This is a genomic window from Peptoniphilus sp. GNH (assembly GCA_021307325.1).
In the GTDB taxonomy this organism is placed as follows: domain Bacteria; phylum Bacillota; class Clostridia; order Tissierellales; family Peptoniphilaceae; genus KA00134.
This window is the reverse complement of record CP089931.1, coordinates 203,501-222,887: the sequence shown is the minus strand read 5'-3', so window position 1 is coordinate 222,887 and position 19,387 is coordinate 203,501. Positions and strand designations below refer to the sequence as shown.

17 protein-coding genes are annotated in these 19,387 nt (G+C 34.8%); all 17 read right to left on the bottom strand.

Going from position 1 to position 19,387, the window contains the following annotated elements; all coding sequences use genetic code 11:
- Nucleotides 1–205: 205 nt before the first annotated feature.
- The 17 genes from dut to frr all read right to left on the bottom strand — a co-directional run bounded on the left by dut (nucleotide 206) and on the right by frr (nucleotide 19,383).
- Nucleotides 206–649 carry a dUTP diphosphatase gene (dut, locus tag LV469_01195; GenBank protein ID UHR02927.1) on the bottom strand — a complete coding sequence of 148 codons (444 nt, stop codon included), beginning with the start codon at nucleotides 647–649 and terminating at the stop codon, nucleotides 206–208.
- The gene (locus tag LV469_01190) at nucleotides 630–2,747 is read right to left on the bottom strand and encodes a polyribonucleotide nucleotidyltransferase (protein UHR02926.1); all 2,118 of its coding nucleotides are present in this window, start codon (nucleotides 2,745–2,747) and stop codon (nucleotides 630–632) included. The genes dut and LV469_01190 overlap by 20 nt, the downstream gene beginning before the upstream one ends.
- Nucleotides 2,748–2,795: 48 nt before the next feature.
- Nucleotides 2,796–3,062, bottom strand: coding sequence for a 30S ribosomal protein S15 (gene rpsO, locus LV469_01185; protein ID UHR02925.1), 267 nt, complete (start codon nucleotides 3,060–3,062; stop codon nucleotides 2,796–2,798).
- 109 nt (nucleotides 3,063–3,171) lie between these two features.
- Nucleotides 3,172–4,083, bottom strand: a complete 912-nt coding sequence (locus LV469_01180; GenBank protein ID UHR02924.1) for a bifunctional riboflavin kinase/FAD synthetase — start codon at nucleotides 4,081–4,083, stop codon at nucleotides 3,172–3,174.
- Between the two features lie 8 nt (nucleotides 4,084–4,091).
- Nucleotides 4,092–4,970: a tRNA pseudouridine(55) synthase TruB gene (gene truB / locus LV469_01175; protein UHR02923.1), complete on the bottom strand. Its 879-nt coding sequence runs from the start codon at nucleotides 4,968–4,970 to the stop codon at nucleotides 4,092–4,094.
- Nucleotides 4,967–5,944 carry a bifunctional oligoribonuclease/PAP phosphatase NrnA gene (locus tag LV469_01170; GenBank protein UHR02922.1) on the bottom strand — a complete coding sequence of 326 codons (978 nt, stop codon included), beginning with the start codon at nucleotides 5,942–5,944 and terminating at the stop codon, nucleotides 4,967–4,969. Before LV469_01170 ends, truB begins: the two co-directional genes overlap by 4 nt.
- Nucleotides 5,931–6,302, bottom strand: coding sequence for a 30S ribosome-binding factor RbfA (gene rbfA / locus LV469_01165; GenBank protein ID UHR02921.1), 372 nt, complete (start codon nucleotides 6,300–6,302; stop codon nucleotides 5,931–5,933). The genes LV469_01170 and rbfA overlap by 14 nt, the downstream gene beginning before the upstream one ends.
- Nucleotides 6,303–6,311: 9 nt before the next feature.
- The gene (gene infB / locus LV469_01160) at nucleotides 6,312–8,807 is read right to left on the bottom strand and encodes a translation initiation factor IF-2 (GenBank protein UHR02920.1); all 2,496 of its coding nucleotides are present in this window, start codon (nucleotides 8,805–8,807) and stop codon (nucleotides 6,312–6,314) included.
- 14 nt (nucleotides 8,808–8,821) lie between these two features.
- Nucleotides 8,822–9,100, bottom strand: coding sequence for a YlxR family protein (locus LV469_01155; protein UHR02919.1), 279 nt, complete (start codon nucleotides 9,098–9,100; stop codon nucleotides 8,822–8,824).
- A gap of 23 nt (nucleotides 9,101–9,123) precedes the next feature.
- Nucleotides 9,124–10,356: a transcription termination factor NusA gene (gene nusA / locus LV469_01150; GenBank protein UHR02918.1), complete on the bottom strand. Its 1,233-nt coding sequence runs from the start codon at nucleotides 10,354–10,356 to the stop codon at nucleotides 9,124–9,126.
- Between the two features lie 11 nt (nucleotides 10,357–10,367).
- On the bottom strand, nucleotides 10,368–10,826 hold the full coding sequence (locus LV469_01145) for a ribosome maturation factor RimP (protein ID UHR02917.1): 459 nt from the start codon (nucleotides 10,824–10,826) through the stop codon (nucleotides 10,368–10,370).
- A gap of 129 nt (nucleotides 10,827–10,955) precedes the next feature.
- On the bottom strand, nucleotides 10,956–15,191 hold the full coding sequence (locus tag LV469_01140) for a PolC-type DNA polymerase III (protein UHR02916.1): 4,236 nt from the start codon (nucleotides 15,189–15,191) through the stop codon (nucleotides 10,956–10,958).
- Nucleotides 15,191–16,240 (bottom strand): flavodoxin-dependent (E)-4-hydroxy-3-methylbut-2-enyl-diphosphate synthase, encoded by a 1,050-nt coding sequence (gene ispG / locus LV469_01135; protein UHR02915.1) that lies wholly within the window; start codon nucleotides 16,238–16,240, stop codon nucleotides 15,191–15,193. Before ispG ends, LV469_01140 begins: the two co-directional genes overlap by 1 nt.
- 1 nt (nucleotide 16,241) lies before the next feature.
- Entirely contained in the window at nucleotides 16,242–17,258 is a 1,017-nt protein-coding gene (gene rseP, locus LV469_01130; GenBank protein UHR02914.1) for an RIP metalloprotease RseP, read from the bottom strand.
- Nucleotides 17,258–18,037: a phosphatidate cytidylyltransferase gene (locus LV469_01125; GenBank protein ID UHR02913.1), complete on the bottom strand. Its 780-nt coding sequence runs from the start codon at nucleotides 18,035–18,037 to the stop codon at nucleotides 17,258–17,260. The genes rseP and LV469_01125 overlap by 1 nt, the downstream gene beginning before the upstream one ends.
- Complete coding sequence (locus tag LV469_01120; GenBank protein UHR02912.1) at nucleotides 18,038–18,772, bottom strand: isoprenyl transferase; 735 nt, start codon at nucleotides 18,770–18,772, stop codon at nucleotides 18,038–18,040.
- A gap of 53 nt (nucleotides 18,773–18,825) precedes the next feature.
- A complete protein-coding gene (frr, locus tag LV469_01115; GenBank protein UHR02911.1) occupies nucleotides 18,826–19,383 on the bottom strand; it encodes a ribosome recycling factor in 558 nt (185 codons plus the stop codon).
- Nucleotides 19,384–19,387: the final 4 nt, after the last annotated feature.

Sequence of the window (19,387 nt, the reverse complement as noted above, 5' to 3'; positions counted from 1 at the left end):
TAAAAATGAAAAGTTCAAAAAATTCATAAAAAAATCATGGTCACTTATCCATGATTTTTAAAAGTTAAATCTCATATAAAATTGTCACCGCATTTTTCCATAGTAAAATATTATTTTCTTATTTGTGAAAGATAATCTATATATTTTATCAGCAGTTTATATAAGCACATACTAAAAAAGAGGGCCGATGCCCCCTTATCTAATCCTATTTTAAGCCTGTTGAACCGAATCCTTCTCCAGCTCTTTGTGTTTTAGACATATCATCTATATCAAAAACTTCTTCAAGCTCAGCCCTCTGCACTTTCATAAGTACGAATTGGGCTATTCTTTCTCCATTTTCAATCTTTATATCTTCCCTGCTTAAATTTATAACTATTACTTTTAATTCGCCTCTGTAATCCCAATCAATAGTGCCTATTCCATTTGGAAGTGATAGGCCCTTTTTAAGAGCAAGACCAGATCTCATTCGCACTTGTCCTTCGTAACCTTCTGGAATCTCTACATATATCCCTGTTGGGATGAGAGTTCTTTCAAGTGGTTTTATTATAAGTGGACTTTCTAAGTTAGCCATAAGATCAAGTCCACTTGCTCCTTCTGATTGATAGGCTGGAAGAGGATTCTTGCTTTTATTAAGAATCTTTAGCTTCATTGCTTTCCTCTTTTTTATCAAGTCTTGGTAGGAGAACTTTTCTAGATAGAGATATTTTACCATCATTATCTATTTCTATTACCTTTACTTTGACTTCATCTCCAACCTTTAAGACATCTTCTACTTTATTTGTTCTTTCTCTTTGGATTTCAGATATGTGAAGAAGTCCCTCAGTTCCCTTTTTGATTTCACAAAAAGCTCCAAACTTCATAATCTTCTTAACCTTGGCTGTATAAATATCATCAACTTCTACTTCTTTTACTATGCTTTGGATGATTTCTATTGCTTCCTTGGCACCTTCTGCATTTTCAGAGATTACAGAAACGTGTCCGTCATCGTCGATATCAATCTTCACGCCAGTTTGTTCAATAATCTTGTTGATGGTCTTTCCACCTGATCCGATTACTTCTCCAATTTTTTCTGGGTCAATCAACATTGAATAGATTATAGGAGCATAAGGTGAAAGTTCTGGTCTAGGTTCTTTTATAGTTCCACTCATGTGATCTAGAATATGAATCCTCGCAGCCTTAGCTTGAGCAAGAGCAGTCTTTAATATATCTTCAGATATTCCAGATACTTTTATATCCATTTGAATAGCTGTTATCCCTTCTCTAGTACCTGCAACTTTGAAGTCCATATCACCAAAATGGTCTTCGAGACCTTGGATATCAGTTAAAATTTTTATCTTTCCATTTTCTTCTATAAGACCCATTGCTATACCAGCAACTGGAGCCTTTATAGGAACACCCGCATCCATCAAAGCAAGAGTTGAACCACAAACTGAAGCTTGAGAAGATGAGCCATTTGAAGATAAAACTTCTGAAACAACCCTAATAGCATAGGGGAAATCTTCTTCTGATGGCATTACAGGTAGAAGCGCTCTTTCAGCAAGAGCACCATGTCCTATTTCTCTTCTTCCAGGTCCTCTTACAGGCCTTGTATCTCCAACACAGAAAGGCGGGAAATTGTATTGATGCATATATCTTTTAGGCTTGTCATCTCCAAGTCCATCGATTTCTTGCACTTCTGAAAGACCAGCTAGAGTAACTATTGACAAAACTTGTGTCTGTCCTCTAGTAAATAAACCTGAGCCATGAGTTCTAGGAAGATATCCTACTTCTGATGAAAGTTGTCTTACTTCATCAAGGACTCTTCCATCTGGACGAATATCATCTTCCAAAATTTCACGTCTTACTTCGTTTATTTCGATTTCTTCCATCACAGCCTTGATGTCTTTGCCAAATTCTTCCATTTCTTCTTGAAAGTGATTGCTTATATCCTCGAAAGCAGCTTCCACATCTGCTATTCTTGCCATCTTATCAGGATTATTTACAGCAGCTACTATCTTATCCTTGCCATACTCTGTGACTTTTTTTCTTATTTCTTCTGCTGGCACAAAAACTTCGTATTCAGATTTCTCTTTTCCAACTTCTCTTTGGATTTCTTCTATAAATTCACAAATTTTTTTGATTTCTTCATGCCCTTTTAAGATTGCCCCCAGCATCAAGTCCTCTGAAACTATATTGGCACCAGCTTCTACCATCATAATCGCAGACTTAGTTCCTGCTAAAGTTAGATTGATTTCGCTTCTGCTTCTTTCTTCTTCATTTGGATTTATGATATATTTTCCATCTACATACCCTACCAAAACTGATCCTGTCGGGCCTTCAAATGGAATATCTGAAATTGTAAGTGCAATAGAAGATCCTATCATGGCAAGCACATCTGGTTGACAATCTTGATCGACAGACAAAGCTGTTGCTATAACTTGTACATCATTTCTATATCCTTCTGGGAATAATGGTCTAAGTGGTCTATCTATAAGCCTAGATGTCAAAATCGCCTTGTCACTTGGTCGACCTTCTCTTTTTATAAATCCACCAGGAATCTTTCCAACTGAATACATTTTTTCTTCAAAATCACAACTTAAAGGGAAAAAATCTATACCTTCCCTCGGTTTTTTAGAAGCTGTCGCAGTAACTAGCACAAGTGTATCGCCACTTTGAACGAGGCAAGCTCCATTTGCTTGTTCTGCCACCTTGCCAATTGTAACTTTTAAAGTTCTGCCAGCAAGATTCATCTGAAAAATTTTTTCCATAAAACCTCCTTATAAAAGTAAAGAGCGGTTAAACCCCGCTCTTTTTCTTTATCCTCTAATATTTAATCTTTCGATTAAGCTACGATATCTTTCAATGTCTTTATTTTTCAAATATCTCAATAGATTTCTTCTCTTACCTACCATCTTTAGAAGTCCTCTTCTTGAATGGTGGTCTTTTTTGTGCACCTTGAGATGTTCGTTTAATTCGTTAATTCTAGTTGTCAATATTGCAACTTGAACTTCTGGACTTCCAGTGTCTTTTTCGTGTAGTTTGTAAGATTCGATTACTTCAATCTTTTCTTCTTTGTTTAACATTTTATTCCTCCTAATTTTTCATCTACCTAATCCAAGTAAAGGGCGAGGACCCACAAAACATAGATTAGCTAACATGGCTTATAATAGCATATCTTAAGCTATTTGTAAACTATCTATTCCTAACAGTTTGGACATCTTTCTCTATCTGATCAAAAAGTTTTTCAATAGACTCAAAATTTATTTCAGGTCTTATAAAATTTCTAAATTTTAAGGCGATCACCTTTCCGTAAATCTTTTCTGAAAAATCCAAAATATGCGTTTCGATTTTTAGTTGTCTATCTTTAGTTGTGGGATTGGTACCAACACTTGTAGCTCCTCTATAAATCTTTCCGTCTATTACTACATCAGTGTCATATACTCCATACCTTGGCACAACATAATCCTCTGAAAAATCTATATTAGCTGTCGGATAATGCATCTTAGATGCCAAGTGTTTACCCTCGACAACTTTGCCAAAAATTGTAAAGGGTCTTCCTAAAAGTTCTTCAACTCGTATCATACGACCAGCTTTTATAGCTTCTCTTATCATAGTCGAGCCTATAATTTCTCCGTTTGAATATACCGGGGCTATAACTTCTAAATCAATCCCCTCCTTCTGACAAAAGGACTTTAAGGATTCTACATTTCCACTAGCCTTGTATCCGAATCTGTAATCAAATCCAACAACTATTCCCTTGACATTTAGATTTTTAATCAAAAAATCTTCAAAGAACTCTTGCGGAGTAAGTTTCATAAAATCACTGTCAAATACAATCTCATACACTATATCTATGCCAAGATCTTCTAGTATTTTATCCTTGTACTTATTAGTAGTAATCAATTCCTGTCTCTTGCTATCGAGTACAGTTTTTGTGTGATTTGAGAAAATTAAAACTGCCGCCTTTACATTTTTCTTTTTCGCCATTTTAATAGCGCTTTCTATGAGCTTTTTATGAGCCAAATGAACTCCGTCAAAATTCCCAAGAGCTATTGTGCATGGATTAGCCGCTTTATAATCTTTTGTAATACTTATGACTTCCATTGCTTCTCCTAAACGATGAGCTTTTTAATTTGAAGCTCTAGACCATCTCTATTTCTAATATATCCAATACCTAAAAATTCTTTTCTGCAAAAAACTCTAACTTCCTGTCCGAGTTCCAAATCGCTACTATTAAATCTAAATTGCAGTCCATTTTTAATTCTGTCATAAAAATAATCAGGTACATAAAATGCCGGCAAATGATTTAATGCCAATTCAGGTTTTAGTAAGTGCCTTTTTATTTCTGTAATCTCCATGGTTTCAAAATCTTCAGTTTTTATAGAGTCTTCAATTCTGAAATTTCCAATGGCAGTCCTTCTAAGCTCTGACATTGCCGAAAGAGATGAAAGGTCTTTTCCCATATCATTTATTAGGCTTCTTATATATGTTCCCTTAGATACTTTTACTCTGAAGCTCACAGCTCCATCTTCCACTTTTAGCACTTCAGATTCAAATATTTCAATATCTCTGGGTTTTATTTCTACTTCTTTTTCATCTCTGGCATATTCATAAAGCTTTTTGCCGTCTATTTTTATCGCAGAATAAATCGGTGGAATTTGAGAATGTCTTCCCGGCAAATTTTTTATATAATTTACAATTTCAGATTTAGTTGGTATATAATCGCAAACACCTGTCACATCGCCTTCTATATCATAAGTGCTATATGACTTGCCAAAAACTGCTTTTGCAATATATTCCTTTTGAGAATTTTGTAGATAATCCGCTATTTTTGTTGCTTGTCCTATTACAAGAGCCATTAACCCACTTGCTAAAGGATCTAGAGTACCTGTATGACCTATTCTTTTTATTTGCAACTTTCTTCTGGCAATATAGACCAAGTCATGGGATGTTATGCCACTTTTTTTATCTAAAAGTAAAATCCCCTTCATAGTTGTTTTTTTATTTCCTCGATTAAGACCTCTTCTGCCTTATCAATCGGCAAATCAATTGTTGCTCCTGCTGCTCTAGTGTGCCCACCGCCTCCAAAAAAAGATGCTATTTTTGCACAATCAAGTTGCGATTTGCTCCTCATAGATAGTCGAACTCCGCCATCTTTTTTCTCTTTTAGCAGGACTGCAAGCTCAAGCCCTTCTATATCTCTTATAAATTCAACAATCCCCTCAGAGTCATGTTTCTCGGCTCCAACACTTTCCATAATATCATTTGTAACTTTTCCAAGACCTACTTTGTCATCAAAATAATATTTTATCTTAGATGCCACTTCTATTAATAGTTTAGTTTTTGACTTAGATCTGTTTTGATAGAGATTCACAGCAATCTCATTTATATCAATGCCTTTTTTCATGAGTTCAGAAGCTGCGTAAAAAGTATAAGAGCTTGTGGAGTCATATTTAAAACTTCCAGTATCGCTTGATATAGCAGTATAAAGACACGTTGCCGCAGCCTTATTTATACCAATTTTTTCAGTATGAAAAAACTCAAATAGAACTTCTCCCGTAGCAGATTTTTCTGATACGTAATTTAAATCAGCATAAGAATCATTAGTCTTATGATGGTCAAAGTTTATAGTTTTTTTTGCTTTTTCAAAAATCTCTTTACTCTTACCTATCCTGTCTAGAGTTGCTGAGTCCAATGTTATGAATAAGTCTGGTGTGAAATTTATCTCTTCAGGTCTTTTTATGACTTCAGATGACGGGAGAAATTTGTAATCTTTTGGAATTTCATCATCTATTATTGGATATACTTCTTTTCCCATCTGTTTTAGCACACTATACATTCCTAGCACCGAGCCCAGATTGTCTCCATCCGGATTTATATGTGAAGATAAGACTATCCTATTAGCTTTTAAAATTTCTTCTTTTATTGCAGAAAAAATTTCTTTTACAGAATTATTCAACATCATCAAAATGTCCTTCCGATTCTCTCGCCTTCCTAATTAGCTCTTCTAACTTCATAGACTCTTCAACTGTTTCATCTAAGGTGAAAATCAACTTGGGTATAATCCTCATTTTAACATTCTTGCCAATTTCTCTTTTTATAAATCCTTCTGCACTCTGAAGACCCTTTATTGCATCTTCTTTACTCTTTTCATCTCCAAATACAGAAACATAAATTTTTGCAAATGACAAGTCATTTGTAAGCCTTACCTCTGTAATACTTGTCATATCTGAAATTCTGGGATCTTTAATCTTGCCCCTTAAAAGTTCAGATATGACCCTTTTTATTTCTTCGCCTAATTGCGAAACTCTTATTTGTTTCACTTATATCACCTATGCTTTTTGCACTTCTTTTAGAATAAAGCACTCCAAAACATCTCCCACTCTTAGATCATTAAAGTCTTCTATCACAAGTCCGCCTTCATATCCAGTGGCAATTTCTTTTACATCATCCTTAAATCTTCTAAGAGATCCTATGTCACCTTCGTGCAAGACAATATCATCTCTTAAAATCTTTATTTTAGATTTTCTCAATATCTTGCCATTTATTACATATACTCCAGCTACTATTGAGTTGTTTGGCAACTTAAAGGTTTGTCTTACTTCACATCTTCCTAAGATTTCTTCGACTATATCTGGCTCGAGCATTCCTTTTACCGCTGCTTCAACATCATTTATTATGTCGTAAATAACCCTATATGTCCTTACGTCTACTTCTTCACTTCTTGACATTTCGAGGGCATTTATATTTGGTCTTACGTTAAATCCTATAATAATAGCTCCTGAGGCAGATGCAAGAGTGACGTCGCTCTCATTTATTCCTCCAACTCCAGAGTGGATTATATTTATCTTTACTTCTTCGTTTGAAAGCTTGAGAAGAGATTGAATTAAAGCTTCGACAGAGCCTTTCACATCGGCTTTTACTATTAGATTTAACTCCTTCATTCCTTCTTCTTTCATCTTTTCAAACAAGTTGTCCAAAGATACTTTTGAGCCTTGATTTATTCTATTTTCCCTAATTTGTTCTCGATTTGTTTCTGCTATTGTTCTGGCAGTCTTTTCATCCTCAACTGCATAGATTGTATCACCAGCATTTGGCACTGTATCCAAGCCCAAGATTACAGCAGGCATAGATGGTCCTGCCTTTTTAATTGGTTTTTGCTTGTCATCATTCATAGCCCTTATACGACCACTCGCAAACCCTGATACAACAGAGTCTCCAAATCTGAGAGTGCCTTTTTGAATAAGAACAGTCGCCATTGGGCCCTTACCCTTGTCTAGCTTTGCTTCAATTACAGTCCCTACCGCCATCCTGTTTGGGTTGGCTTTTAGCTCCTTCATTTCTGCTAATAGTTGAATCATTTCAAGAAGCTCATCTATGCCCTCTTTTGTCTTTGCAGAAACTGGTATTGTTATTACATCTCCACCCCAATCTTCTGGGATAAGATTGTTTTCAACAAGCTCTTGCTTTACTCTGTCAATATTTGCTGTTGGCTTGTCTATTTTATTTATTGCTACAATAATTGGAACATTTGCCGATCTAGCATGAGATATGGCTTCTATTGTTTGAGGCATAACTCCGTCATCAGCTGCTACAACTAGAATGGCAATATCTGTTATAAGAGTTCCTCTAAGTCTCATAGATGTGAAGGCTTCGTGTCCGGGAGTATCTAAAAAGGTTATAATCTTTCCATTTACTCTAACCGTATAGGCACCTATATGTTGAGTTATCCCTCCAGCTTCGGATGCTGTCACATGAGATGACTTTATTACATCCAAAAGAGATGTCTTTCCATGGTCTACATGGCCCATAACTGTAACAACTGGTGGTCTTGGCTTTAGGTCTTTTTCATTGTCTTCATAATCCAAGCCCATTTTTTCCTCAATAGAAACTTCTTCTTCCGGCTCTGCTATTTCAATTTCAACTCCAAGTTCTTCTGCGAGTAAAATAGCTGTATCTTCATCTATACTTTCATTTTGGCTAGCCATAACTCCAAGTCCTATTAACTTTGTTATTACTTGGCCTACAGGTACGAAAATCTTTTCAGCAAAGTCTTTTATCACTATAGGTAATTCAATTACAATAGGTGTGCCTGGCTCTGGAGCCGCATCTTCTTTTTTCTTTTGGCTCTTTAATCTCTTCTTAGGCCTTTTTTTTGTCAAATCTCTAAGCTTGTATTCTTCTTGTTCATTTACCTTCTTTTTAGATTGGCTCTTTGATTTAGCTCCGTCCAAAAACTTGCTATCATTATGAGATTTTTCTTTTTTATAAAACTTTTTATTGTTTTTCTTGGAATCTTCGCTCCTTGAAGGTTTAACTTCTGGAGCCGTTGTATCTTTAGCCTTAGAAAAATTCTTTTTGCCATTTTTATTTTTTAAATCTCTTTGTCTGATTTGATTAGTTTTTTCATTTCTGGGATTTTTTTCGTCTTTTTGGAAAGAATTTTTTCTATTTTTATCGAATTTTTTATTGTTATCACTTTTTGTATTTTTATTTTTTTCTATGGTTGAATTTTTATTTTGACTATCTCTCATATAAGCTTTATTGTCTGAATCCTTTTTCGGGGAGCCTGTCCTTTCATTCTTATTTCTATAACCATTTTCAAGTCTATCTTTTTTTACAAACTCTCTTTTTACTTGAGATGTTTTATTTGCTTCTTTATAATCATCTTTTTTATTTAAAGACTTTTTTATAAGGTCTGCCTGATTGCTATCAATAGTAGACATATGGTTTACTACTTCAATTTTTAATTTGTTTAATTTTTCAATTAAATCTTTGCTAGTCAGACCAAGTTCCTTGGCCAATGCATGCACTCTAATCTTTGACATATACAAACCTCCTCTTAAGGTTCTTGCATATGTTTTATAGACTCTTCAAGTGAATCTATTATCTCCTTGTCAACGCTTTGCCCAAAAGCTCTCTGCAAGCCCTTAGACTTATTTGCCCTCTCTAGGCACTTGGAGTCAAAACATATATAAGCACCTCTACCGTTTGCTCTTCCCTCAGTGTCTATAAAGATTTCTCCTTCTTTGTTCTTGACAATTCGAAGAAGCTCTTTTTTAGGCTTGGATTCTCCACATCCTAAACACTTTCTCATGGGAATCTTCTTTACCTTTTTCATAAATTACTCCTGTAGAATAATAGTTAATCTTTATCTTCTATGCTCTTATCATTTTCGAGATCTAAAATTTCCTTATTTTCTTCAGCTTCATTATCTGCATTTTCGTCTTCATCACTACTATAAACTACGACATACTCAGATTCTTCTAAGTTTTCGTCCCTTAATTCTAAGCCAAATTTTTCTTTAAGATCTTCTTCTTGCATATCTTCAGTTTGAAGATACTCATAGAACTGAGCTTCAGACTTAATATCTATCTTCCAATTAGTAAGTTTAGCAGCAAGTCTTGCATTTTGTCCTTCCTTGCCTATTGCAAGAGAAAGTTGATAATCTGGCACCACTACAAGGGCTGATTTTTCTTCTTCATTTACAAAAACTTTTACCACCTTTGATGGGCTTAGGGCATTTGCTATAAATTTGCCTATCTCTTTTTCCCAAATCACAATATCTATCTTTTCTTCATGAAGCTCATCAACTATGGCTTTTACTCTTGCACCCTTGTATCCTACGCAGGCTCCAAGAGCATCAATTTCTGGATCTTTTGAGAAAACTGCAATTTTTGTTCTCGAGCCAGCTTCTCTTGAAATCGAATAAATTTCAACAAAGCCACTGTTTATTTCAGGTACTTCCAATTCAAATAATCTTTTTATCAAATTGGGATGCGATCTTGATAAGACTATTTGTGGTCCCTTAGTAGTCCTTTTAACTTCCAAAAGGAGCATCTTGTGCCTATCTCCTACCTTGTAGATTTCTCCTGGGATTTGTTCTGCTGCTGGCAAAATAGCCTCAGTCTTTCCAAGATCAACATAGACATTTCCTCTTGCTATTCTTTGGATTTGACCAGTTATAATTTCATTTTCCCTATCAGCGAAATCTTCAAATATAATATCTCTTTCTGCATCCTTAATTCTTTGAATTACAACTTGTTTAGCAGTTTGAGCGGCAATTCTTCCGAAATCTTTAGGTGTCACCTTTTCATTGTAAACATCACCGATTTCTAATTTTGGGTTTATTGCTTTTGCATCTTTTAAAGATATTTGAAGATTTTCATCTTCTACCTCTTCAACCACATCCTTAACTGCATAAACCGAGATCTCACCCATTTCTCTGTCGATTTGCACCAAAACATTTTGAGCTGTCTTAAAGTTTTTCTTGTATGAGGAAACTAGGGCTGATTCTAAGGCATCAAAGATTATGTCTTTAGATATCCCCTTATCTTTTTCTATTTCCTCAAGGGCATGAATAAATTCCTGATTCATCATTACCTCCCTTAAAATTTGATTTGTTGACGCATGAGAGATATGTCTTTTTGAGCAAATACAAAATCCTCTCCATCAACCTTGATAGTAACATTGTCATCGTCATAAGAAGTCAAAATTCCTTCGAAATTTTTCTTCTTGTCAATAGGAGAATATAGCTTGAGTTCAACTTCTTTGTTTAAATTCCTCCTATAATCATCCTTAGTCTTTATTGGTCTGTCTAAGCCTGGTGATGAAACTTCCAAGTAGTATGGATTTGCGAAATCCGCATCATCCTCTAATAACTTATCTAAACTTTTTGAGACAAGTTCACAATCGTCAAGACCAATCCCTTCTTCTTTATAGATGAAGACTGAAAGTAGGTCATGTTTGCTTCCCTTTTGAAAGCTCACATCAACAAGCTCATACCCTAAATCATCACAAACTTCTTTCGCAACGTTCTTAACTTTATCAATAATTTTTCTGCTCATTAAAGCCTCCAATGAAAAAGAGTGGGCCAACCCACTCCTAAAACAATTTCTTATGTTTATATTATACTTCTAATCCTTATAAATTACAAGTTTTGATATCATTAAAGCAATTTAGATAAATAATGCTCTTTAAAAATTGAAAAGAGAAATTTGATTTAGTTCTTGCATTCCCTTAAAGAGATTATTATCCCTCATTGCATCCATTATAGATCTTCCTGCTCCTGTTCTTTTTGCAAAGTCTTCGATTGATATATAAGGGCCATTTTTCCTATCCTCAACTATTTTTTCCGCTAGATTATCTCCAAGACCTGACATGGCTCTAAAGGGTATCACAATCTTATTGTTTTCCGATACTTTAAATGTTTTGGATTCAGATTTATAAATATCTATCGCTTCAAATTCAAATCCCCTTGCATACATTTCTAGAACGACTTCAAGCACATTTAATGTTGACTTGTCCTTGGCGGTTTGTTTATCTTGATTTTTTATTTCTTCCATCTTTTCTATAACAGCTTGAGCTCCTTTTGCAATCAAAATGCCATCCAAGTCTTGAAGTTTTATAGTAAAATAAGTTGCATAAAAAGCCAATGGATAAAACAATTTGTAATAAGCAATCCTAAAACTTAACATTACATATGCGACTGCATGCGCCTTGGGAAACATGTACTTTATCTTTTGACATGAGTCTATATACCAAGGTGGCAAGCTCAATCCCTTCATCGCTTCTTGTGCTTCTGGACTAAGGCCCTTACCCTTTCTAACTTTTTCCATAGTCATAAAGGCCATCTTATCCTCCGCTCCCGCATTTATCAAATACAACATTATGTCTTCTCTAGTTGAGATTACATCTTTAAGCTCCGCTTTGCCAGCTCTCACAAGTTCTTGGGCATTATTTGTCCATACATCAGTGCCATGTGATAAACCAGAAATTCTGACAAGCTCAGAGAAATTTTGTGGTCTTGTTTCCAATAGCATTTGCTTTACAAAATTGGTTCCAAATTCGGGTATGCCCAAGGTACCAGTGCTTGAATCTAAGATATCCTTGTTAAGTTTTAAAGGGTCGGCCGATGCAAAAAGTTCCATTACTCTTTTATCCCCAAGATCTATGTTTTTCGAATCAAATCCTGTAATTGTCTCAAGCATCTTTATTATTGTCGGCCCGTCGTGACCTAATATGTCAAGCTTTAATATTCTACCTGAAATGTGTTCATATGCAAAATGAGTTGTTATTACTCCAGATGACTTATCATCTGCTGGGTACTGAATCGGCGTAAAGTCAAATATTTCCTTGGACTTGGGACATATCATTACCCCACCAGGGTGTTGACCTGATGTTCTTTTTATTCCCATGCACAATTGTACAAGTCTTTCAACCTCTGCATTATTTATATTTTGACCTTCAAAATATTTCTTAACATATCCATAGGCCGTTTTTTCAGCAACAGTTCCAACTGTTCCAGCTCTAAACACATAGCCTTCTCCGAATAAATCTTCAGTATATTTGTGAGCTCTCCATTGATACTCTCCAGCAAAATTCAAATCTATATCAGGCTCCTTGTCGCCATCAAATCCCAAAAATACTTCAAATGGAATATTGTGGCCTTCTTTTTTGTAAGGAGTACCACATTTAGGGCAAATTTTGTCTTCCAAGTCAACACCAGAGCCTATGCTCAAGTCCTCTATGAAGTCGGCATTCTTGCAATTTGGACATACGTAATGTGGAGGTAGAGGATTTACCTCTGTAATCCCTGCCATAGTGGCTGCAAATGACGAGCCAACAGAGCCTCTCGAGCCTACTATATACCCATCATCATTAGATTTTTTTACAAGTTTTTGAGCTATTATATATAAGACTGCATATCCATTTTTGATTATCGAATCGAGTTCCCTTTTTAGTCTTTTCTCTACTGGTTGAGGTAATACTTGCCCATATATTTTTCTGGCATTTTCATAACATATTCTTGTAAGTTCTTCTTCCGAGCCTTCAATAACTGGCGGAAAAGTTCCATCTGGCACTGGATATACATCTTCAATTGAATCTGCAATTTTATTTGTATTTGTTATTACAACTTCTTTTGCTATTTCATCTCCAAGATAGGAAAAATCTTCGAGCATTTCCTTGGTTGATTTGAAATATAGGAAATTATTCACATTTTTGTACTTGTCAAAATTAGAAATATCCCCATTTAATATTATCCTTCTTATCAAGTCATCTTGAGGCTCTAGATAAAATACATCTCCGCTTGCGATAACTAATTTTCCAAGTTTTTGACCCAATTCATATATTTTTTTATTAATCTCTTGAATTTCTTTTGTAGTGTTTAATTTTTCGCTTACTATAAGTACATTGGCATTTGATTCTGGTTGAATTTCTAGATAATCATAAACTGATGCCAAGCGCAAAATTTCATCATCATCTTTACCATATAAGATGCCATCAAAAAGATATGAGTTATAATTTCCAGAGCCAAGTAAAAGTCCTTCTCTATACTTTTTAAAAAGTGACATGGGTATTTTAGGCGATCTGAAATAATAATTCATATGAGATTCTGATACAATCTTGTAGAGATTTTTCATTCCTATTTGATTTTTTACAAGAATAGTACAAGGGCTGCCATGTGTGGCTTCAATTTTTCCACTTGGATAAAGTTTATTTATCTCTTCAAATGATGATGCTCCCTTTTGTGCCGCCAAATCCAATAATTTAAGTAAAACTCCAGCCGTTGCTTCCGCATCATTTACCGCTCTATGAGCTCTAGTCAGTATAACACCCAAATTTTTGGCTATGTTTGATAGAGTATAAGATCTCAAGTCTTCCAAAATACTCGGTGCCAATTTAAGTGTATCTAAGACTGCGTAATCAAACTTTTTACCCATGGCCTTCATCTCTCTTCTGATAAAGGCAGTATCAAAATCTGAATTATGAGCTACCAAAACGCTATCTTCAATAAAATCCAAAAACTCAGGAAGGACTTCTTCAATAGTTCTTTCCTCATCTAAGAGAGCATTTGAAAGTCCTGTTATTTCCTCGGCTCCTTGGGACATTTGCATTTGTGGATTTATAAGTGCTGAAAATCTATCTACAATTTCATTATCGACAATTTTTACGGCTCCAATTTCGACTATCTTGTCCTTACGCGGAGAAAGGCCTGTTGTTTCTAAATCGAATACGACAAATTTATTTCTCGGAGTTTCTTTTTTATAATTTTGTATTATGCCAATCTCATCATCTACCAAGTATCCATCAAGCCCATAGATAATCTTGATGCCCAAATCTTTGCCAGCCTTAGCCGCATCTGGAAAACCTTGAACGCTTGCCCTATCAGTTATTGCCAAGGCCTTGTGTCCATAAGAACTTGCTCTTTTTAAAAAATCTCTAAAGTCATTAACGCCTTCCATCATGCTCATATTAGAATGTAATCTAAGCTCAACTCTTTTTTCTTCTGAAAGATCAGAATAGACATCTTCTTCGGCTTCTTCTATATAAGTTGCTGAAAAAATTTCTTCTCTGGCAAAATTATCATATTTCAAACTTCCAACAAAAAAATAGTTCTTATTTTTCTTGAAATTTTCTGACTCGAAAATCTTTTCATTTTTTAGAAAGACTTTAACTATTACAGAACCAGATTTGTCATTGACATAAAGAGATAATATCCTGAATTTACCCTTATCAGACTCCACATCTTTTGTATCAATTTTAAATACCTTAGCCTTAATGCAGACCTTATCAGAAAAATTCCTCAAATCAGATATCATAATTACTTCTTTGAGCTTACCCTTGCCCCATTTGAAGCTTCCCTCTTCAACTTTTTCTTTTTTAGTCTTTGTTTCTTCTTTTATTTGAGCTTTTTCATCTGCCATGGATTGAGCTTCTTTTTCTATATCTTCAAGCAAAAGACTGTCCGTATTTTTCCCGTCTTCTAAAAAATCTATCCTAAATCCTTCATCAAAAGCGCCAAGTTCAGCATTCATTTGTTTTTTCATTTCTTCGACAAAGTCCCCATTGTGAAGAATGTTATAAGGGCAATAAATTTTAAAATCTTTATCTTGCCTTTCAATTTTACATTCTGCTACCCAGCCAGCATTTGATGGATACCTGTTTATTACATTTTTGATAATTTCTTCCGGCGATGTTTTCTCAATAACATCGTCTTCAAAACCAACTTCGGTTTCATATTCTTTAAAATAAGTGACTAAGGCCTCTCTAATTTTTTCTTTCACTTTAGTATCTAGACCTGCTCGGTTTATAAATTCAACCTTTAGCGATTTATCATCTCTAAAACTTACTTTTTTTAAGTGAATGTCCAAATTTTTGTCTAAGTCCAAACCGAGTTTGCTGCAAAAATTTTCAAATTCAAAAGCCATTACATATCTTCCATTTCTTTTATAAGTTCTTCAAGTAATTGTTCTTCCTTGACCTTTTTTACAATCTTTCCCTTCTTAAATATAAGCCCGCAGCCCTTGCCTGATGCAATCCCAATATCAGCTTCTCTTGCCTCTCCTGGTCCATTTACTGCACAGCCCATTATAGCTACTTTTAAATTCTTGTCCATTTTTTCAAAATGATCTTGAGCCTTTTTTACTATCTTAAATAGGTCAACTTTAGTTCTCGCACACGTTGGACAAGATATAATTTCAATGCCATCATTTCTTAACCCAAGTGACTTAAGTATTTCTCTTCCTACTTTGACTTCCTCTAAAGGTCTTTCAGTTAAAGATACCCTTATAGTGTCTCCAATTCCTTGACTTAAAAGTGTTCCAATGCCAACAGATGATTTGACTACACCTTGTAGCCCTGGTCCAGCTTCAGTGATGCCCAGATGAAGAGGGCAATCCGAGAGCTCAGAGAATTTTTTATATGATCTCAATGACAAGTTCACATCAGATGCCTTTAGGGATACTTTTATATATTTAAATCCCATAGACTCCAAGACATTTACCTCATTTAATGCACTTTCAACAATAGAATTTTCATTTACTCCAGAAAAAGCATCGAGTATTTCTTGAGATAAGGACCCAGCATTTACTCCAATTCTTATAGAAATGCCCCTATCCATGCAGGCCTTGGCAACTTCTTCAACCTTCCATCTAGCTCCTATATTGCCCGGATTAATTCTTAGCCCGTCAATCCCGTTTTCGATAGAAGCAAGTGCAAGTTTGTAATCATATTGTATATCTGCAATAGTCGGAACTTTTATTCTGGACTTTATTTCCTTTATTGCAGCTGCGTCCTCCAGATCATTTACTGCAAATCTGATTATATCAAGACCATATTCTTCCATCTCATTAATCTGTTTTGCAGTTTCTATATAATTTTTAGTATTAGTATTTGTCATTGACTGAATAGAAATGGGGTTTGTCCCACCAATAAGAACATCCCCCACTCTAATAACTCTAGTTTTTTTCCTGTTCACTCTACCACCCTATAATCCTTTTTAAATCACTAAATATTGTCACATAAATCATAAGGCCAAATAAAGCGACAAATCCTATAAGAGAAAATTTCTCTTCAATTTTAGCATTTACCTTTTTGCCCCTAATTGCTTCAATAAGTAGAAAAACAGCCTTGCCTCCATCTAGTGGTGATAGTGGAAGTAGATTCATAACGCCAAGATTTGCAGATATCAGACCAAGAGTAGCAATTAAAGGTGTAATCCCCTCCTTGCTCTGTTTTCCAATAAATGAAATTACTCCAAGAGGACCTGACAAATCCGTTGTCTTAAATCCACCATTTAGCATAGTCCACAAGGCCTTATATACAGAAGATATGACATTTCCCGTAGTTGCAAAAGCATTTGTTATAGACTTTATAAAATTAAATTCATTTTTAGGCATTATTCCTATTACTTTTCTTTCAGCCTTGCCCTCTTCTTTTATAGTATTCAACTTTACATTGAATTTTATCTCTTCACCATCTCTCATGGCTTTTAATTCAATATCATTGCTTGTTTTATAAGCTATAAATGATGTTATATCTTCCCAAGTATTAACATTTTTACCATCTATTTGAATAATCTTATCTCCTGCGAGTAAACCTGCATCTCTTGCTGGTGAAATATCTGTAAAATTTCCTATGGTAGATGTCGGATATCCAGAAATCAAATTCAAAATTAAAAATGCAAAAACCGCCAGCACAAAATTCATAAAAGCTCCTGCTACAACAACAGCAAGTCTCTTACCAACTCCAACACTGCTAAAAGCTCTTGGATCTTTTGATTCTTCTGATTCTCCTTCCATTGCAACATATCCTCCTATGGGAAGTAGCCTTAGAGAATACTTAGTCTCTGCACTTTTTTTGTTTAAAATGGAAGGTCCCATGCCTATGGAAAATTCATTAACCTTTATACCAACTAATTTAGCTACTGTAAAATGCCCAAACTCATGAAGCATTACTACAAGCAGAAAAATAATAACAGCACTTAATATGCCCACTACATGACCCCCTTTAAAATTTGATACGCTAAATATATGACTGGAGCAACCATCAAAATGCTATCAAACCTATCCATAAAGCCACCATGTCCTGGCAAAATGTGTCCAAAATCTTTTATTCCTGTAAATCTTTTAATCTTTGATGCTATTAAATCACCTATTTGACCCGATATGGATGCCAATATTAAAAATAAAGCTATCCAAACTGTAAGATGTATCCCTCTAAAGTAAAGATAGAACATAGATAATATTAAGCTTCCCAAAATGCCTCCTATGGCGCCTTCTACACTCTTATTTGGACTCACCTTAGGAATCAGTTTGTGCTTGCCAAAATTCATTCCGACAATATAGGCAAATGTATCTGTTCCAAAAGCAACCAAAAATACCAAAACTAAAAAAGGAGTCTTATCCAAAAACCTAAGCGTGGATATCAAAACGGGTCCATATAAAAATGCGAAGCAGGTATTTATGCCATCTTCGACATTGTACTTATCCGTGGCCAAAATAGACAAAAATGTAAGAAAAAGAACTGCAAATATGGGCAACAAAAATGGCAGCTCATAAAAATATTCTAAAAATATCAAAATAGAGCCTATTAACATAGACGGTAAATTCAATTTTATATTTTTTCTTTTTAGCGCAGATTTTAATTCTAAACACATGAAAATATCCACAATCAATATTGCCACTTGTAAATATAAACCGCCTAAATATAGAATTAGGGCTAACAAGGCCCCTCCAATCAAACCTGTTGCTACACGCTTTTGTATTTCATTCAATTATAGTCCACCAAACCTTCTATTTCTATTTTGATACTCATATATAGCCTTATATAAGACCTCTTCTGTAAAATCAGGCCAGAGGACATCCGAAAACCAAAATTCACTATATGCCAATTGATAGAGCATGAAATTTGAAACTCTCATTTCCCCTGATGGTCTAATCAGTAAATCCAAGGGAGCTTGTCCAGCTGTATATAAGTATGACTCAAATCTTTCTCCTATTTCATCAAGAGAAATTTTTGAATCTTTATAATCTATTGCAATTAACTTAGCGGCTCTTTTTATTTCATCTTGACCGCCATAATTTAATCCAATATTTAGTATCATTTTATCATTCTTGCAAGTTTCTAACAACGCAATCTCTACTTCTTTTTTAACCCAGTCTGGAAGCCTATCAACTTCTCCCATTAGCTGAATTTTTATGTTGTTTTTCTTTATTTTTTCTAGCCATCTTTTTATGAAAGATACGAGAAGTTTCATTATTTTATTCACTTCATCCTCTGGTCTTTTCCAATTTTCTGTGGAAAATGCGTATAGAGATAGAGATTTAACTCCAAGTTTATAAGAAGCCTCAACTATATCCAAGACTCTGTTTGCCCCTTCCTTGTGGCCCATAGTTCTAGGAAGCAATCTATTTTTAGCCCAGCGTCCATTACCATCCATTATTATTCCTATGTGTCTTGGAATCCTAGTCAAATCTATTTTTTCTAAAAACAAATCTTTGTTTTCCATTAATACCTCACATCAATATTTACAAATAAAAAAAGAGGGTCAAGCCCCCTTTTTTAGATTTCCAAAAGTTCAGCTTCTTTTTCAGCTGTCACCCTGTCAACTTCATCTATATACTTATCTGTCAACTTTTGCGCATCGTCCTCATAAGTTCTTTTTTCATCTTCGGTGATTTCTTTATCTTTTTCAGTCTTTTTAATTTCATCCATCATTTCTCTTCTGACGTTTCTGATGGCTATCTTGGCATCTTCACCGTTTTTTCTTACGACTTTTGTAAGTTCAAGTCTTCTTTCTTCAGTGAGTTGCGGAATATTAAGTCTGATAATCTTTCCGTCATTTGAAGGAGTTAGACCGAGGTCTGATTTTAAAATTTCTTTTTCAATCTCTGGAATTAAACTTACATCCCAAGGAGAAATAGTTATAAGCCTTGGTTCTGGTGCAGAGATACCCGCAACTTGATTAAGCGGAGTCATCTGTCCATAATACTGTACGCTCAAGTTGTTTAGAAGTGCTGGGTTTGCTCTTCCTGCTCTTATGCTGGCAAGTTGTTGCGAATATACGGAAATTGTCTTTTTCATTCTATCTTCGCTTATCTTAGTAAGATCTTTTATCATGATA

Coding starts and splice junctions, on each gene's coding strand:
- dut (UHR02927.1), bottom strand. CDS start 649: ATGAAGCTAAAGATTCTTAATAAAAGCAAGAATCCTCTTCCAGCCTAT.
- LV469_01190 (UHR02926.1), bottom strand. CDS start 2,747: ATGGAAAAAATTTTTCAGATGAATCTTGCTGGCAGAACTTTAAAAGTT.
- rpsO (UHR02925.1), bottom strand. CDS start 3,062: ATGTTAAACAAAGAAGAAAAGATTGAAGTAATCGAATCTTACAAACTA.
- LV469_01180 (UHR02924.1), bottom strand. CDS start 4,083: ATGGAAGTCATAAGTATTACAAAAGATTATAAAGCGGCTAATCCATGC.
- truB (UHR02923.1), bottom strand. CDS start 4,970: ATGAAGGGGATTTTACTTTTAGATAAAAAAAGTGGCATAACATCCCAT.
- LV469_01170 (UHR02922.1), bottom strand. CDS start 5,944: ATGATGTTGAATAATTCTGTAAAAGAAATTTTTTCTGCAATAAAAGAA.
- infB (UHR02920.1), bottom strand. CDS start 8,807: ATGTCAAAGATTAGAGTGCATGCATTGGCCAAGGAACTTGGTCTGACT.
- LV469_01155 (UHR02919.1), bottom strand. CDS start 9,100: ATGAAAAAGGTAAAGAAGATTCCCATGAGAAAGTGTTTAGGATGTGGA.
- nusA (UHR02918.1), bottom strand. CDS start 10,356: ATGAATCAGGAATTTATTCATGCCCTTGAGGAAATAGAAAAAGATAAG.
- LV469_01145 (UHR02917.1), bottom strand. CDS start 10,826: ATGAGCAGAAAAATTATTGATAAAGTTAAGAACGTTGCGAAAGAAGTT.
- LV469_01140 (UHR02916.1), bottom strand. CDS start 15,191: ATGGCTTTTGAATTTGAAAATTTTTGCAGCAAACTCGGTTTGGACTTA.
- LV469_01120 (UHR02912.1), bottom strand. CDS start 18,772: ATGGAAAACAAAGATTTGTTTTTAGAAAAAATAGATTTGACTAGGATT.
- frr (UHR02911.1), bottom strand. CDS start 19,383: ATGATAAAAGATCTTACTAAGATAAGCGAAGATAGAATGAAAAAGACA.